A 14,540-nucleotide genomic window follows, 5' to 3' on the forward strand; every position below is an offset into this window, starting at 1 on the left:
TAAGTCTCGGGAACCAAGGAGCCGCTCATGCCTGACAAGCCGCCTTTCGCCGCGCCCGAGGCCGAATACGAAGCCTGGGCGGCCGCCGAGGTCGCGCGCTGGCGCCGGCAGATGCTGAAGGCGCCCAACCTGATCGACAAGGCGGCGCGCGGCACGCAGCAGCGGGTCAACGCCATCATCCCGGAAAAGGCCCACGCGGCGGTGACGGCGGTGGTCGAGAAGATGACCCGGGCGATCCTGCTGGGCTCGAACCTGACCACGGCCGCGCCGCTGGAGCACGCGCCGCTGAGCATCCGCGACGCCAAGGCGCTCGGCGTGATCTCGGGCTATCGGACGGCCGCGGCGGTAGAGGGCGGCGTCGCAGGCGCCGGTGGGTTCTGGCTGGCCCTGGCGGACTTCCCGGCGCTGATCGCCATCAAGATCAAGCTGCTGTTCGACCTGGCCGCGGTCTACGGCCACCGCGGCTCGGACTTCTCCGAGCGGCTCTACCTGCTGCACCTCTTCCAACTGGCCTTCTCGTCGGCCGCGCGCCGGGCCGAGGTGTTCCGGGCGTTGGAGGACTGGGACGCCAGGGCTCATCCGCAGAGTCTGGACGAGTTCGACTGGCGCAAGTTCCAGCAGGAATACCGGGACTATATCGACCTGGCGAAGATGGCCCAGCTCATCCCGCTGATCGGCGCGCCGGTGGGCGCGGTGGTGAATTGGCGGCTGACCGAGCGGCTCGGAAGCATGGCGATGAACGGCTACCGGGGCCGTTGGCTGACGGCCTTGTAGCGCCCCGCGCGCAAATTTCTTCATTGCACGGATAGGCGAGCGGTCAAACTTGCGTCACCATTGGACTGACGCGTCCATTTTTGATGATCAATTCAGGCCGAATTCCATGGCGTTATTGCCGAAGAAGTTTGTTCCGCTCACTGCAGCCGGGGTGATCGGCTTGGGCCTCGTGGTCGGCGGCGGGTTCTGGTGGCTCAACAAGCAGAAGTACGAGTCGACCGACAACGCCTTCGTCCAGGCCGACAAGGTGGCGGTGGCGCCCCAGGTCGACGGTTACGTCGCCGAGGTGCTGGTGAAGGACAACGCGCAGGTCTCCGCCGGCCAGGTGCTGGTGCGGCTGGACCTGGCGCCCCTGAAGGCGGCTCTGGCCCAGGCCGAGGGCAACGCCGCGGCGCTGGACGCTGCGGTCCGCGCGGTGGACGACAAGGCGCGCCTGGAGCAGGCGATGATCGAGCAGAAGGCCGCGGGCGTCGTCTCGGCCCGGGCCGAGGCCCAGCTCGCCCAGGCCGAACTTGGCCGCTACGGATCGCTGGCCTCGCAAGGCTGGGTCTCGGCCCAGCGGGCTCAGACCGCGCGGGCCGCCGCCAGCCAGGCCAGTGCGAGCGTCGCCCAGGCCCAGGCGACGCTGGAGGCCGAGCGCCGGAGCTATGACAGCCTGGGTTCGGCCCGGGCCCAGACCCTGGCGCAGGCCCGGGCCGCGCACGCTGCGGCGGAACAGGCCCGCATCAACCTCGAGCGGGCCGAGATCCGCGCGCCGGTGTCCGGCGTGGTGGGCGCTCGCTCGGTCCGCATCGGCCAGTACGTCCGGCCCGGCACCGTGCTGATGAGCGTGGTGCCGCTGGGCGAGGCCTTCGTCGTCGCCAACTTCAAGGAGACCCAGGTCGCGCGCCTGCGCATCGGTCAGCCGGTGACGATCAAGGCCGACGCCTTCGGCAAGCGGGAGATCAAGGGCCGCGTCGACTCCTTCGCGCCGGCCACGGGTTCGGAGTTCGCCCTGATCCCGGTGGAGAACGCGGTCGGCAACTTCACCAAGATCGCCCAGCGGCTGCCGGTGAAGATCGCGGTGGACGCCAAGTCGCCGCTGTCGGGCGCTCTGCGGCCGGGCCTCTCGGTCGAGGTCAAGGTGGACGTCCAGAGCAATACCGGGCCGAGCTTCGCCGAGGCGCTGCCGGCGTCCGAGTACGCCAGCCGCGGCGAAAGCCACTAAGGCGCGCGGGTCGTGGCCGACGCAGCCATCGCCGCACCGCCCCCGGCCCAGACGGCGCCCGGCGGACATGTGACCGCTTCGGGCGAGGTCGACTGGCCGAAGATCTTCCTCGGCTTCGGGGGGATGGTGATCGGCCAGTTCATGGCGGTCCTGGACATCCAGATCGTCGCCTCGTCCCTCAGCCAGATCCAGGCTGGGGTCGGCGCCAGCGCCGACGAGATCAGTTGGATCCAGACCATCTACCTGCTGGCCGAGGTGGTGATCATTCCGCTCACCGCCTACCTGACCAAGATGTGGGGCACCCGGCCGGTCTATGTGGCCGCGGCGATCGGGTTCATCCTGACCTCGATCCTCACCGGCCTGACCACCAGCTTCGAGATGATGATCATCACCCGCGCCTTCCAGGGGCTGGCGGCGGGCGCGATGATCCCCTCCGTGTTCGCCACCGCCATGACGGTGTTTCCGCCGGAAAAGCGGGTCACGGCCAACGTCATCGTCGGGGTGATCGTCACCCTGGCCCCAACCATCGGCCCGACCCTGGGCGGCCATCTGACCGAGGCGTTGAACTGGCGGTGGCTGTTCTTCGTGAACGTTCCACCCGGCCTGCTGGTGATGTTCCTGGTCAGCCGCTACGGCGATTTCGACAAGGGCGACCCTTCTCTGGCCAAAGGTATCGACTGGTTCGGCCTGGTGACCATGACCGTCTTCCTGCTCTCGATGCAGTACGTGCTGGAGGAGGGCTCGGGCGAGGGCTGGTTCGACGACGACCTGATCCTCTGGCTCACCGTGACGGCGGTGATCACCGGGGTGGTCTTCATCTGGCGTCAGCTCACCTACAGGCAGCCTATCGTCTCGCTGCGGCCGTTCACCGACAGGAACTTCACGCTCGGCTTCATGATGAACGCCGTCTCTGGGATGAGCCTGTTCGGCGGGACTTTCGTCTTGCCGCTGTTCCTGGGTCAGATCCGCCAGTACTCGGCGGCGGAGGTGGGCACCACCATGCTGGTCTCCGGCCTGGTCATGTTCGTCAGCGCCCCGGTGGCCGGCCGGCTGGTCCGGGCCATGGACCCGCGCATCCCGCTGGTGATCGGCTTTGGCCTGGCGGCCTACGGCGTCGGGCTCGGAATCCGGGTGACCGCCGAATGGGGCTTCTGGCAGTTCGCCGCCCTGCAGGCCATTCGCGGCCTGGGGGTGATGATCGCCATGATCGCCGCCCAGCAGCTCAGCGTCTCGACCTTGCCGGTTACCTTGATGAAGGACGCCTCGGGCCTAGTGAACCTGATCCGCAATGTCGGCGGGGCGATCGGCCTGGCGATGCTGACCACGATCCTGTCCGACCAGACCGCCGTTCACCTCTCCGAGCTGTCGGCCGGGATGAGCATCGCCAACCAGCAGGCGCAAGACATGCTGGCGGGCCTGACGTCGATGATGGAGATGCAGGGCGTGGCAGACCCGAGCGGAGCGGCGCACAAGTTCCTGGGCATGGGCCTGCGGCGGGACGCCTCGGTGCTGGCCTTCGGCGACGCCTTCTATTTCCTGGCCATGGGGTGCGTGGTGGCGGCCCTGCTCGGCTTCACGGCGACGCCGGGCAAGGCTCCGCCGGCCACCGGCGGAGGGGGCGGCCACTGATGGCCCGTCTCGCAGGGCAGATCGACCTGGCCAAGTCGGAGGCCATACTGGACGCGGCGGCGGCGGTGTTCGGCGAGCGGGGGCTGGCCGCCTCGATGGAGGAGATCGCCCGCCGCGCATCGGTCTCCAAGCAGACCATCTACAACCACTACGGCTCCAAGCCTGAGCTCATCCGTGCGCTGGTGGCGCGACGGGTTTCGGAGATCACCGCCCCGCTGATGGAGCCGTCGGCGGCCGAGCGCCCCGAGGAGGCGCTCACCGCCTTCGGCCGCTTCATGATCGCGGCGGTCGAGAACCCGCGGGGCCTTTCGATGCTGCGCATGGCGGTGGAGAGCGCCGCCGACCAGCCGGACGTGGCGCGAGCCTTCTTCGAGGCGGGGCCGGCGACCTCGCGCCGACGGCTCGCCGACTTCCTGCGGATGGAGACTCAGGCCGGCCGGCTGGCGATCGACGATCCGGAACTGGCGGCCGAGTTCTTCGCCAGCATGGTCATCGGCTCGCGCCAACTCGGGAATCTGTTAGGCGCGCGCCGCGACCTGAGCGAGGCGCAGATCGAGGCCATCGCCCTCGAGGCGACGCGGCGTTTCCTGCGGGCCTACGCGGCCTAGGAGCCGCCGGTCCCCACCCTGGCGTGTGACGCCTTTTCGGAAACAACCTTCACCGAACGGTGATCCTGCCGACATCTGCGTCGTCCATGACCTTCTCTTTCTTAACGGGAGAGAAACCATGTCTATTAAGATTTCGGGCCTCGCCGCGCTTGCCACCGCCGCCGCGCTGTTTGCCGCTCCGGCTTCGGCCGCGGTCATCACGCCGGTCAGCGTCACCGCCTCCAACACCTTCCTGCTGTTCGGGGAGTACAAGGCCGAGAACCTGATCAACGGCAGCGGGATGGTCGGCGACCAGCACGACGCCAACTACGCCAACATGTGGATGACCGACCTGTCGGTGGACGCCGCGACCCTGACCTTCGACCTGGGCGGACTCTACCAGCTCTCGTCGGTCGACGTCTGGAACTACAATTTCGGCAAGGAGGAGTTCGCCTCCACCCTGGACCGCGCCGCCAAGGCCTTCACCCTGGCCATCTCCACCGACGGCGTGAGTTTCACCGACGTGCTGTCCGGCGAGTTCGCCCGCGGCGCCGGGGAGCTGCTGGGCGCCGAGACCTTCGGCCTTTCGGGCCAGGCCCGCTATGTGCAGCTCAGCCTTTCCGGCAATCACCAGCAGTACCCGGAAATCTACGGCTATGCCCCGGTCGGTCTGTCGGAAGTGCGCTTCGGCGGCTCGTCGGCGCCGGAACCGGCGACCTGGGCGATGCTGATCGCCGGCTTCGGCCTGGTCGGCGGCGTCATCCGCACCCGTCGCACCCAGCCGCGCTTGGCCTGAGGCTTCAGTCAGGGCGCGGTGAGCGGCTCCCAGGCCGCCATCGCATTCCGAGCGATCTTCAGCAGGGCGTCTTCGCTGGCGCCGTCTCGGGCCTGGACGGACATGCCCTGTTGGACGGTCACGAAGAAGGCGGCGAGGGCGGCGGGGTCCACCCGCCCCGGCAACTCGCCGCTTTCCACCGCTCGCCGGAAATGGGCCTCCAGGGCGCACTGACCGTCCACGCGCCGCTCCCGTAGCGCCCTGCAGACGCTCTCGCTGGCCTGGGTCGCGTTGAGCTGGCTGAGGACCACCATGCAGCCGCGCGGCTTGTCCGGGCGCGAGAAGGTGCGGGCGGTTGCGGTCAGGAAACCCTCAGCGGCCTCACGCGCCGTGGCTGCAGTCTCGACGGCGCTCCAGATCTCCGGGCCCTCCACGGCGCCATAGAGATCGACCGCCTGGCGGAACAGCTCCTCCTTGGAGCCGAAGGCGGCATAGAGGCTGGGCGATCCGATCCCCATGGCCGAGGTCAGATCGCTGATCGACGCGCCCTCGTAACCGCGCGCCCAAAACACCTCCATGGCGCGGGACAGCGCGGCGTCGCGATCGAAACTGCGGGGGCGGCCCCTTTCAGCCATCCGAATTCCTTTCTGTATCGGTCATTATATAAATCGCTTGACGGCCGTCGGCAACGGTGGGATTCGATTTTGTATCGATCGACACAGAAATGGAGTTTCCCGTGTCAAATCTTTCCGGAAAGCGCGCCCTGGTGACTGGCGCGAGCCGAGGAATCGGCGCCGCCATCGCCTTGCGGCTGGCGCAGGACGGCGCGGACGTCGCCATCACCTTCGAACGCTCGAAGGAGCGGGCGGACGAGCTTGTCAGCAGGATCGAAGGCTTGGGGCGCAGGGCCCTGGCGATTCAGGCCGACAGCGCCGACCCGGCCGCGGTGAAGGCGGCGGTGGATTGGGCGGCCGCCGAACTGGGCGGGCTGGACATCCTGGTCAACAATGCAGGGATCGCGCGGGGCGTGGGGCCGGTGGAAGGCTGGACAGTAGAGGACGTCGACCAACTGCTGGCCGTGAACGTGCGCGGCGTGATCCTGGCCTCGCAGGCGGCCGCGGCTCATCTGCCGCCGGGCGGCCGGATCATCAATATCGGCTCGAACCTGGCCGAGCAGGTGCCGACCCCGGGGCTCACCCTCTATTCGATGACCAAGTCGGCCCTGCTGTCCTTCACCAAGGGACTGGCGCGCGACCTTGGTCCGCGTGGGGTCACGGTGAACCTGGTCCATCCGGGGTCGACCAATACGGACATGAACCCGGCCGATGGGGAGGGGGCCGACGCCCAGCGCGGCCGCATGGCGATTCCCGAATATGGCCGGCCCGAAGACATCGCCAGCATGGTCGCCTGGATCGCCGGCCCCGAGAGCCGCTTCGCCAATGGCGCCGGCTTCACCGTGGATGGCGGCGCCAACGCGTAAGCGTCAGCCCTCGCTGTCGGACGCCAGGCCCATGATGTGGAAGCCCGCATCGACGTGAACCACCTCGCCGGTGGTCGACAGGCCGAGGTCCGACAGTAGCCAGAGGGCGCAGCCGGCGACGCCTTCCATCGAGGTGTCCTCGCCCAGGGCCGACATGGCCCGGCCCTGGGCCAGCATCGAGCGGCCGCCGGAAATGCCGGCCAGGGACAGGGTCTTCATCGCTCCGGCGGAGATGGCGTTGACGCGGATCCTGCGGGGCCCGAGGTCGCGGGCCGCATAGCGGGTGGCCGCCTCCAGGCCGGCCTTGGCCACGCCCATGGTATTGTAGTTCGGGATCGCGCGCTCGGACCCCAGATAGGTCATGGTGACGATCGAACCGCCGTTCGGCATCAGCTTGGCCGCGCGGCGGGCGCAGTCCACGAACGAGAAGATCGAGATGTCCATGGCGCGCAGGAAGCCCTCGCGCGTGGTGTTGTCGACGAACGAGCCCTTCAACTCGTCCTTGTTGGCGAAGGCGATCGAGTGGAGGAAGAAGTCGATCGTCCCGTGGGCCTTCTCGATGGCTTCGAAGGCCGTGTCCATGGAGGCGTCGTCGGTGACGTCGGCCGGGACGATGGCCTTGGCGCCGACGCTTTCGGCCAGGGGCTGCACCCGGCGTTCCATGCCCGGCAAATGCAGGAAGCTGAGCTCGGCGCCCTGGGCGGCGAGCTGCGAGGCGATGCCCCAGGCGATCGACTGGTGGTTCGCGACCCCCGTGATCACGCCCTTCTTGCCCTTCATCAGGTCGCCCTTGGGCATCTGATATTCGTCGGCCACGCGCATCTCCTCGGCGTTTCCAGAGTTTGCGGGGTTTGTGGACGGGCGGAGGCGGGGGCGCAAGGTGGAAGCGAATCGCCGCCTCTTGCTTAGATGCTCGGGGGAGCTGTCAGCCGCAGGGTCACTGAGGGGCCTTCACGGCAAGGGGAGACCGCCTGCGGCGGCCCCCTCCGTCTCGGCGCTGCACGCCGATCCACCTCCCCCGGCGGGAGAGAATCGCCCTTTTAGACCCGGGCCATCACCAGGCAGCCGTTGGTGCCGCCGAAGCCGAAGGAGTTCGACATCACGGTTTCGAGCTGGACGTCCTTGCGCTCGCGCAGGATCGGCAGGTCGGCGAACTCGGGGTCGAGGTTTTCGATGTGCGCGCTCTCGGCGGCGAAGCCGTTGTTCAGCATCAGGAGGCTGTAGATCGCCTCCTGCGCGCCCGCCGCGCCCAGGCTGTGGCCGGTGAGGGACTTGGTCGAGGAGATCAGCGGTACGTCGGCGCCGAACACCTCGCGCACCGCGCCCATTTCCTTGACGTCGCCGACCGGGGTCGAGGTGCCATGCGGGTTCAGGTAGTCGATCCTGCGCCCGCCAAGGTCGGCCATGGCCAGGCGCATGCAGCGCGCCGCGCCTTCGCCCGACGGGGCGACCATGTCGAAGCCGTCGGAGTTGGCGGCATAGCCGACGATCTCGCCGTAGATCTTGGCGCCGCGGGCCTTGGCCCGTTCGTATTCCTCGAGCACCACGATCCCCGAACCGCCGGCGATGACGAAGCCGTCGCGGTCCTTGTCATAGGCGCGGCTGGCGGTGGCCGGGCGATCGTTGAAGTTCGAGCTCATGGCGCCCATGGCGTCGAACAGCACGCTGAGCGACCAGTCCAGCTCCTCGGCGCCGCCGGCGAACATCACGTCCTGCTTGCCCATCAGGATCTGCTCGTACCCTGCGCCGATGCAGTGGGTGGAGGTGGCGCAGGCCGACGCGATCGAGAAGTTCAGCCCCTTGATCTTGAACCAGGTGGCCAGGGTCGCGGAGGCGCCCGAGCTCATCGCCTTGGGCACCGCGAAGGGGCCGACCCGCTTGGGGCCACGTTCCTTGGCGGTGTGGGCCGCCTCGATGATCGACTTGGTGGACGGGCCGCCCGAGCCGACGATCAGGCCGGTGCGCTCGTTGGAGACGTCGGCCTCTTCCAGGCCGGAATCGGCGATGGCCTGTTCCATGGCGATGTGGCCGAAGGCAGTGCCCTGGGCCAGGAACCGCGCGGCGCGGCGGTCGACCATCGACTCCCAGTCGATGTCGGGCGAGGCGTGAACCTGCGAGCGGAAGCCGAGCTCCGCATACTGGGGCGAGAAGCTGACGCCCGACTTGGCTTCGCGCAGCGAGGCGAGGACCTCGTTGGCGTTGTTGCCAATGGACGAGACGATACCGATCCCGGTGACGACGACACGGCGCATGAACTTATTTCCGTCTTCTCAGCCGAGGTCCTTGGCGTCGAACAGTCCGACGCGCAGGTCCTTCGCCTCGTAGATAATCTTACCGTCGGCCTCGAGCACGCCATCGCCGATGCCCATGACCAGCTTGCGGATGATCACGCGCTTCAGGTCGATCCGGTAGATCAGCTTGGAGACCTTGGGGGTGACCTGGCCGGTGAACTTCACCTCGCCGACGCCGAGGGCGCGGCCCTTGCCGGGCGCGCCGGACCAACCGAGGAAGAAGCCGACCAGCTGCCACATGGCGTCGAGGCCCAGGCAGCCGGGCATGACCGGGTCATTGATAAAGTGGCACTGGAAGAACCAGAGGTCGGGATTGATGTCGAGCTCGGCTTCCACATAGCCCTTGCCATGCGCACCGCCGTCTTCCGTGATCTTCACGATCCGGTCGAACATCAGCATCGGCGGCACCGGCAGTTGCGCGTTGCCGGGGCCGAACATCTCGCCTCTGCCGCAGGCCAGCAGCTCTTCGAGATTGTAGTGGTCCTTGGCCTTGGCGCCCTGGATCATGCTTCGCTTTCTGGTGGCGGCCCTGTCCGGGCCAATGGATTCGTTTGGAAATGGGCCTAGCAGAGCCGGCCGCCCGGCTCAACGCTTCCGGGACGCCACCGGCCGGCCGAGCTTGCACTGGATGGCGTCGGACACGCCCCACAGCTCGGACGCCGGCGCCCAGCCGGAAACCCCGCCGGCCTTGACCTTGCACCAGCCCTTCTCGCAACCCTTGGGGAGCTGGGCGATGGAGCGCGGGGCCAGATAGGCGATGATCTCGGCCTCGGCTCGCGGATGCTTGTGCAGGGCCAGGCGCTCGGGCTTGGCGCGCATCACGTTGTTTTCGCCGCTGGTCAGCCGTCGGTGGACCCAGGCCACGCCGCCTTCGGGATCGCAGATGCGCCGCCACTCCGTGTTCTCGGCGATCACCTGAACCGGCAGGCCCTTGGCATGATAGACCCAGAGCAGCTTGTGGTCCTCGCCGGGGCCCGCGCGGGCATAGACCTTGTCGAATTTGAGCGCGACGTAACGCGGCACAGGCTGGCCGGAGGGGGTTTGCCGGGGCGCGGCCTGCGCGACGGGCGCGCAGACGGCCGCGAGCAGCGCCAACGTCAAAATAATGAGCGTCGCCGTCTTCGGCTGCGTGTTCGTTCGAGGCTCGCCTTGGCCGTCCATGGGGGCTTTGCTAGAGGTTCTGGGATACAAAGCAAGGCGCGCCGCGCGCAGTTAAAGAATCCTTTCCAAAGACGCCTATGCCAGCTCGCAAGCCCAAGGTCATCGTCACCCGCAAACTCCCGGACCAGGTGGAGACGCGGATGCGCGAACTGTTCGACACCGAGCTGAACCTGACCGACGCCCCGATGGATCGCGACGCCCTGCTGCAGGCGGTGGCGCGGGCCGACGCCATCGTGCCGACCATCACCGACGCGATCGACGGCGAGCTGATCGCCGCCGCCGGCGACCAGTTGAAGCTGATCGCCAATTTCGGGGCGGGGGTCGATCACATCGACGTGGCGGCCGCGACCGAGCGCGGCATCGCGGTGACCAATACGCCAGGCGTCCTGACGGAGGACACCGCCGACCTGACCATGGCCCTGATCATGGCGGTCTCGCGCCGCATCGTCGAAGGGGCGAACGTGGTGCAGGCCGGCCAGTTCACCGGCTGGACCCCGACCTGGATGATGGGCCGGCGGGTCAACGGCAAGCGGCTGGGGATCATCGGCATGGGCCGGATCGGCCAGGCGGTGGCGCGCCGCGCCCGGGCCTTCGGCATGCAGATCCACTATCACAACCGCAAGCCGGTCAGTCACGTGATCGCCCAGGAGCTGGAGGCGACCTACTGGGAAAGCCTCGACCAGATGCTGGCGCGGATGGACATCATCTCGGTGAACTGCCCGCACACGCCGGCGACCTATCACCTGCTGTCGGCGCGGCGGCTGAAGCTGATGCAGCCGCATGCGGTGATCGTGAACACCGCCCGCGGCGGGATCATCGACGAGGCGGCCCTGGCCGAACTGCTGGCCACGAACCTGATCGCCGGGGCGGGCCTTGACGTCTTCGAGTTCGAGCCGGCGATCAATCCCAAGCTCCTGAACCTGCCCAACGCCGTGCTGCTGCCGCACCTGGGATCGGCGACGGTCGAGGCGCGGATCGACATGGGCGAGAAGGTGATCATCAACCTCAAGACCTGGATGGACGGCCATCGTCCGCCCGACCGGGTGCTGATGTCGATGCTCTAGGAGCTCAGAACGCCGGCTGGACCGCGCCGGCGTAAGTCTTCTCAATGAAGGCCTTCACCTCGGGACCGGTGAGAGCGGCGGCCAGCTTCTGGACGCGCGGATCGTTCTTGTTGTCCTCGCGCGACACCAGCAGGTTCACGTACGGGCTGTTCCCGTCTTCCAGGATCAACGCGTCCTTGGCCGGGTCCAGCCTGGCGTCGAGGGCGTAGTTGGTGTTGATCACCGCAAGGTCCAGCTCGCCCAGCACCCGCGGGAGGGTCGCCGCCTCAAGTTCGCGGAACTTCAGGCCCTTCGGGTTGGCGACGATGTCGTTCAGGGTCGAAAGCGGATTGGCCGGATCCTTGAGGCTGATCAGGCCTCCTTTCTGCAGCAGAAGCAGGGCGCGGCCTCCGTTGCTGGGCTCATTGGGAATGGCCACCGTGGCGCCCTGGGGCAGGTCCGCGAGGGCCTTGTGCTTGCGGGAATAGGCGCCGATCGGCTCGATGTGGACGCCGACCACCTTCACCAGCCTGGTCCCGCGCGCCTTGTTGAATTCGTCGAGATAGGGCGCGGTCTGGAAGTAGCTCACGTCCAACTGCTTCTGGGCGACCTGCAGGTTGGGCTGCACGTAGTCGTTGAAGACCTTCACATCCAGCTTCACGCCCTGCTGCGCGAGGATCGGCCGGACGACTTCGAGGATTTCGGCGTGGGGCACCGGGGTGGCCGCGATGGTCAGGGTGTCCGAGGGCGTCTCCGCTTGCTTGCCGCAGGCGGCGAGGCACAGGGCGGCGGCGGTCAGGACGAAGGTGCGCTTAAGCATGTCTGTCTTAATCTCCGGGCTCAGCGCCGGCTGAGTTTGATGACAAGGCGGTCGCCCGCCCATTGCAGGCCCTGGACGAGAACCAGCAGCAGGAGGACGGTCACCACCATGACGTCGGTCTGGAAGCGCTGGTAGCCGAAGCGGATGGCGAGGTCGCCAAGCCCGCCTGCCCCCACGACGCCGGCCATGGCGGTATAGGAGACCAGGGCGATCGCGGTGACGGTGGCGCCCGCCACGATGCCGGGCAGGGCCTCGGGAAGCAGGACGCCGAAGACGATCTGGCGAGGGGTCGCGCCCATGGCCTGGCCCGCCTCGACCACTCCGGGATCGACCTCGCGCAGGGCGGTCTCGACCAGGCGCGCATAGAAGGGCGCTGCGCCCACCACCAGCGGCGGGACGGCGCCGGCGACGCCGAGCGACGTGCCCACCAGCAGCATGGTGAGCGGGATCATCACGATCAGCAGGATCACGAAGGGGACCGAGCGAAGCACGTTGACCGCGAACGAGAGCGCGGCGTTTGCGGCCGGATTGGCCAGCAACTGGCCGCGCCCGGTCAGGAAGAGGATCACCCCCAGGGGCAGGCCGAGCAGGACCGAGAAGCCCAGCGATCCGGCCAGCATGACCAGGGTGTCGAAGGTGGCCTGGCCGATGTCGGCCCAGTTGATGTTGGCGAACACGGCCTCAGACCTCCTCGACCCGTACGCCGGCCGCTTCCAATCTCTGGCGGGCCTGGGCGACGTCGCCTCCGACCAGCGAGACCAGGAGCTGTCCGTAAGGTTCGTCGCGGATGCGGTCGATGCGCCCGCCGAGGATCGAGTAGTCGACGCCGGTGTCGCGGGCGATGCGGCCGAGGATCGGCTCATAGGTCGCCGCGCCCCGGAAGGTGAGGCGCAGGGCGCCGGCGCTCGCACCCTCCGCGGCCAGGCCCGCCGCGTCGGCCACCAGGCGGCGGGTGACGGGATGACGTGGATGCAGGAAGACTTCGGCGACCTCACCGCTTTCCACCACCTGGCCGGCGTCGAGTACGGCCACGCGATGGCAGACCCGGCGGATCACCTCCATCTCGTGGGTGATCAGGACGATGGTCAGGCCGAGCTCCCGGTTGAGCTGGGCCAGGAGTTCCAGGATCTGCTCGGTCGTCTGTGGGTCCAGGGCGCTGGTGGCCTCGTCGCAGAGCAGGACTCTGGGCCCGCTGGCCAGGGCGCGGGCGATGCCGACCCGCTGCTTCTGGCCGCCGGAGAGCTGGGCCGGATACTTGCCCGCATGGTCGGCAAGGCCGACCCGCGCCAGCAGTTCCGAGACGCGGCCGTCGATCTCGCGCGGCGGCACGCCAGCGATCTTGAGCGGAAAGGCGACATTGGCCGCCACCGTCTTGGAGGCCAGCAGGTTGAAGTGCTGGAAGATCATGCCGACACGGCGGCGCAGGCTCCTCAGGCCAGCCGCATCGAGCGCGGCGATGTCCTCGCCGTCGGTCACGACACGCCCCGCCGTGGGACGTTCCAGGCCGTTGATCAGGCGGATGAGCGTCGACTTTCCGGCGCCGGACTGGCCGATGACGCCGAAGACCTCGCTGGCGGCGATATCGAGACTGACGTCGCGCAGGGCGGGCGCCGAGGCGCGCGCGAAGGTCTTGCCGACGGATTGGAAACTGATCACGCCGCAATCCCTAGCGGCGGAATCGAGCTGCTCAAGACAGAATTTCTCTCGTGGGCGTCAGGGACCAGGACAATCGTGCCGGCTGTCAGCTGTCGCTCAGCATGAAGTGGCCGCGCAGGGCGGCGACCGGCTTCAGGCGCGCCTCCTGCCAGGCTTCGACATGGACGTTGGCGATCTGGCGGCCGATCTTGCGCACGTCCGCCCGGGCGTAGGTGGTCAGCGCCCGGCCCGGCCGCAGGTACTCGATGGTGATGTCGATGGTCTTGTGGACCTTGGCGCTCGGCTGGGTGACCGAGAGCTGGGCCAGGGCGGTCATTTCCATGAAGGCCCCGATGACTCCGCCGTGCAGGGCCGGCAGGGCGACATTGCCGACCAGGTGCGGGGCGAAGGGCAGGGCCGCGGTCATTTCGTCGCCGGCCAGTTCGGCGCGCATGCCGAGGAAGCGCACATAGGGCACGCGACCGAGGAAGGTCTCCAGGCGCTGGGCGGGGGTCATCGGGCCTCTGGACGCTTGAGCACGAAGGCCGCCTGGGCGGTGGCGATCGGGTCCTGAGGATCGCCGTCGTAGGCGTGGGCCCGCACGAAGGCGATGTTGCGGGTCAGCTTGTAGCAGTGGGCCTCCGCCGTGATGTCGGCGCGGGGCGCGGCCGGACGCATATAGTCGATGCGCAGGTCCAGGGTGGCGGTGGACAGGGGCGTGGTCCGGTCCTTGGCGGTCGAGATGATCGCCAGGCCGCAGACGTGGTCGAGGACGGCGGTGACCACCCCGCCGGCGATGACGCCGGTGTCGGGATCGCCGACCAGGTCTTCGCGCCAGGGGGTGAAGATGGAGCCCTTGCCGGGCTCGACGGAAAGCAGCTTGAAGCCGAGGGCGGAGGCCTGGGGCACGGTTTCCACCATGTGCCTAGCCGTCTCGCGAAGGGCCTCGGGGGACATGTTCATCCCCTTCCTTTGAGGCGCCTCCGCCTATCGGTCAACGTAACGGGTCAAGTTGGAAGCCCCCTCGGATCAAGCGACGCCGGCGAGCTTGGTCAGGACGGTGACGGCGACGGCCACGAGCGGGGTGGCAGCGAGAACGAGGTTGGCGAAGCCGTTCAGGTTGAAGGTGGTGTTCATG

General features: G+C 68.1%; 17 protein-coding genes. 7 read left to right on the top strand and 10 right to left on the bottom strand.

The window, feature by feature from the left end:
* The first annotated feature begins 27 nt into the window (after positions 1–27).
* The 5 genes from ABID41_RS09385 to ABID41_RS09405 all read left to right on the top strand — a co-directional run bounded on the left by ABID41_RS09385 (position 28) and on the right by ABID41_RS09405 (position 4,993).
* The gene (locus tag ABID41_RS09385; protein ID WP_331932874.1) at positions 28–774 is read left to right on the top strand and encodes an EcsC family protein; all 747 of its coding nucleotides are present in this window, start codon (positions 28–30) and stop codon (positions 772–774) included.
* A gap of 106 nt (positions 775–880) precedes the next feature.
* On the top strand, positions 881–1,981 hold the full coding sequence (locus ABID41_RS09390; RefSeq protein ID WP_354297460.1) for an HlyD family secretion protein: 1,101 nt from the start codon (positions 881–883) through the stop codon (positions 1,979–1,981).
* 12 nt (positions 1,982–1,993) lie between these two features.
* Positions 1,994–3,610: a DHA2 family efflux MFS transporter permease subunit gene (locus tag ABID41_RS09395; protein ID WP_331931226.1), complete on the top strand. Its 1,617-nt coding sequence runs from the start codon at positions 1,994–1,996 to the stop codon at positions 3,608–3,610.
* On the top strand, positions 3,610–4,218 hold the full coding sequence (locus ABID41_RS09400) for a TetR/AcrR family transcriptional regulator (RefSeq protein WP_331931228.1): 609 nt from the start codon (positions 3,610–3,612) through the stop codon (positions 4,216–4,218). Before ABID41_RS09395 ends, ABID41_RS09400 begins: the two co-directional genes overlap by 1 nt.
* Before the next feature lie 118 nt (positions 4,219–4,336).
* Entirely contained in the window at positions 4,337–4,993 is a 657-nt protein-coding gene (locus ABID41_RS09405; protein ID WP_331931230.1) for a PEPxxWA-CTERM sorting domain-containing protein, read from the top strand.
* A gap of 8 nt (positions 4,994–5,001) precedes the next feature.
* Here ABID41_RS09405 and ABID41_RS09410 read toward each other — a convergent pair whose 3' ends face one another.
* Entirely contained in the window at positions 5,002–5,607 is a 606-nt protein-coding gene (locus ABID41_RS09410; protein ID WP_331931232.1) for a TetR/AcrR family transcriptional regulator, read from the bottom strand.
* 101 nt (positions 5,608–5,708) lie between these two features.
* Between ABID41_RS09410 and ABID41_RS09415 the strand changes: the two genes are divergently transcribed.
* On the top strand, positions 5,709–6,452 hold the full coding sequence (locus tag ABID41_RS09415) for a 3-oxoacyl-ACP reductase family protein (RefSeq protein WP_331931234.1): 744 nt from the start codon (positions 5,709–5,711) through the stop codon (positions 6,450–6,452).
* 3 nt (positions 6,453–6,455) lie between these two features.
* Here ABID41_RS09415 and ABID41_RS09420 read toward each other — a convergent pair whose 3' ends face one another.
* The 4 genes from ABID41_RS09420 to ABID41_RS09435 all read right to left on the bottom strand — a co-directional run bounded on the left by ABID41_RS09420 (position 6,456) and on the right by ABID41_RS09435 (position 9,766).
* Positions 6,456–7,268, bottom strand: a complete 813-nt coding sequence (locus ABID41_RS09420) for an enoyl-ACP reductase FabI (RefSeq protein ID WP_331931236.1) — start codon at positions 7,266–7,268, stop codon at positions 6,456–6,458.
* 224 nt (positions 7,269–7,492) lie between these two features.
* The gene (gene fabB / locus ABID41_RS09425; protein WP_331931238.1) at positions 7,493–8,704 is read right to left on the bottom strand and encodes a beta-ketoacyl-ACP synthase I; all 1,212 of its coding nucleotides are present in this window, start codon (positions 8,702–8,704) and stop codon (positions 7,493–7,495) included.
* Positions 8,705–8,722: 18 nt separating this feature from the next.
* Positions 8,723–9,250, bottom strand: a complete 528-nt coding sequence (gene fabA / locus ABID41_RS09430; RefSeq protein WP_331931240.1) for a 3-hydroxyacyl-[acyl-carrier-protein] dehydratase FabA — start codon at positions 9,248–9,250, stop codon at positions 8,723–8,725.
* 78 nt (positions 9,251–9,328) lie between these two features.
* On the bottom strand, positions 9,329–9,766 hold the full coding sequence (locus tag ABID41_RS09435) for an SH3 domain-containing protein (RefSeq protein WP_331931242.1): 438 nt from the start codon (positions 9,764–9,766) through the stop codon (positions 9,329–9,331).
* A 215-nt stretch (positions 9,767–9,981) separates the two neighbouring features.
* Here ABID41_RS09435 and ABID41_RS09440 point away from each other — a divergent pair, with 215 nt between their 5' ends.
* Entirely contained in the window at positions 9,982–10,968 is a 987-nt protein-coding gene (locus ABID41_RS09440; protein ID WP_331931244.1) for a 2-hydroxyacid dehydrogenase, read from the top strand.
* 4 nt (positions 10,969–10,972) lie between these two features.
* Here the strand turns inward: ABID41_RS09440 and ABID41_RS09445 are convergent, their stop codons facing one another.
* From ABID41_RS09445 to ABID41_RS09465, 5 genes are all read right to left on the bottom strand, one after another.
* Entirely contained in the window at positions 10,973–11,767 is a 795-nt protein-coding gene (locus ABID41_RS09445; protein WP_331931246.1) for a MetQ/NlpA family ABC transporter substrate-binding protein, read from the bottom strand.
* Between the two features lie 20 nt (positions 11,768–11,787).
* A complete protein-coding gene (locus ABID41_RS09450; protein ID WP_331931247.1) occupies positions 11,788–12,444 on the bottom strand; it encodes a methionine ABC transporter permease in 657 nt (218 codons plus the stop codon).
* A gap of 4 nt (positions 12,445–12,448) precedes the next feature.
* On the bottom strand, positions 12,449–13,423 hold the full coding sequence (locus tag ABID41_RS09455) for a methionine ABC transporter ATP-binding protein (RefSeq protein ID WP_354297461.1): 975 nt from the start codon (positions 13,421–13,423) through the stop codon (positions 12,449–12,451).
* Positions 13,424–13,508: 85 nt separating this feature from the next.
* Positions 13,509–13,919: a PaaI family thioesterase gene (locus tag ABID41_RS09460; RefSeq protein ID WP_331931508.1), complete on the bottom strand. Its 411-nt coding sequence runs from the start codon at positions 13,917–13,919 to the stop codon at positions 13,509–13,511.
* On the bottom strand, positions 13,916–14,359 hold the full coding sequence (locus tag ABID41_RS09465; protein WP_331931509.1) for a PaaI family thioesterase: 444 nt from the start codon (positions 14,357–14,359) through the stop codon (positions 13,916–13,918). The genes ABID41_RS09460 and ABID41_RS09465 overlap by 4 nt, the downstream gene beginning before the upstream one ends.
* Positions 14,360–14,540 lie beyond the last annotated feature (181 nt).

Source organism: Phenylobacterium koreense (assembly GCF_040545335.1).
GTDB lineage: Bacteria > Pseudomonadota > Alphaproteobacteria > Caulobacterales > Caulobacteraceae > Phenylobacterium > Phenylobacterium koreense.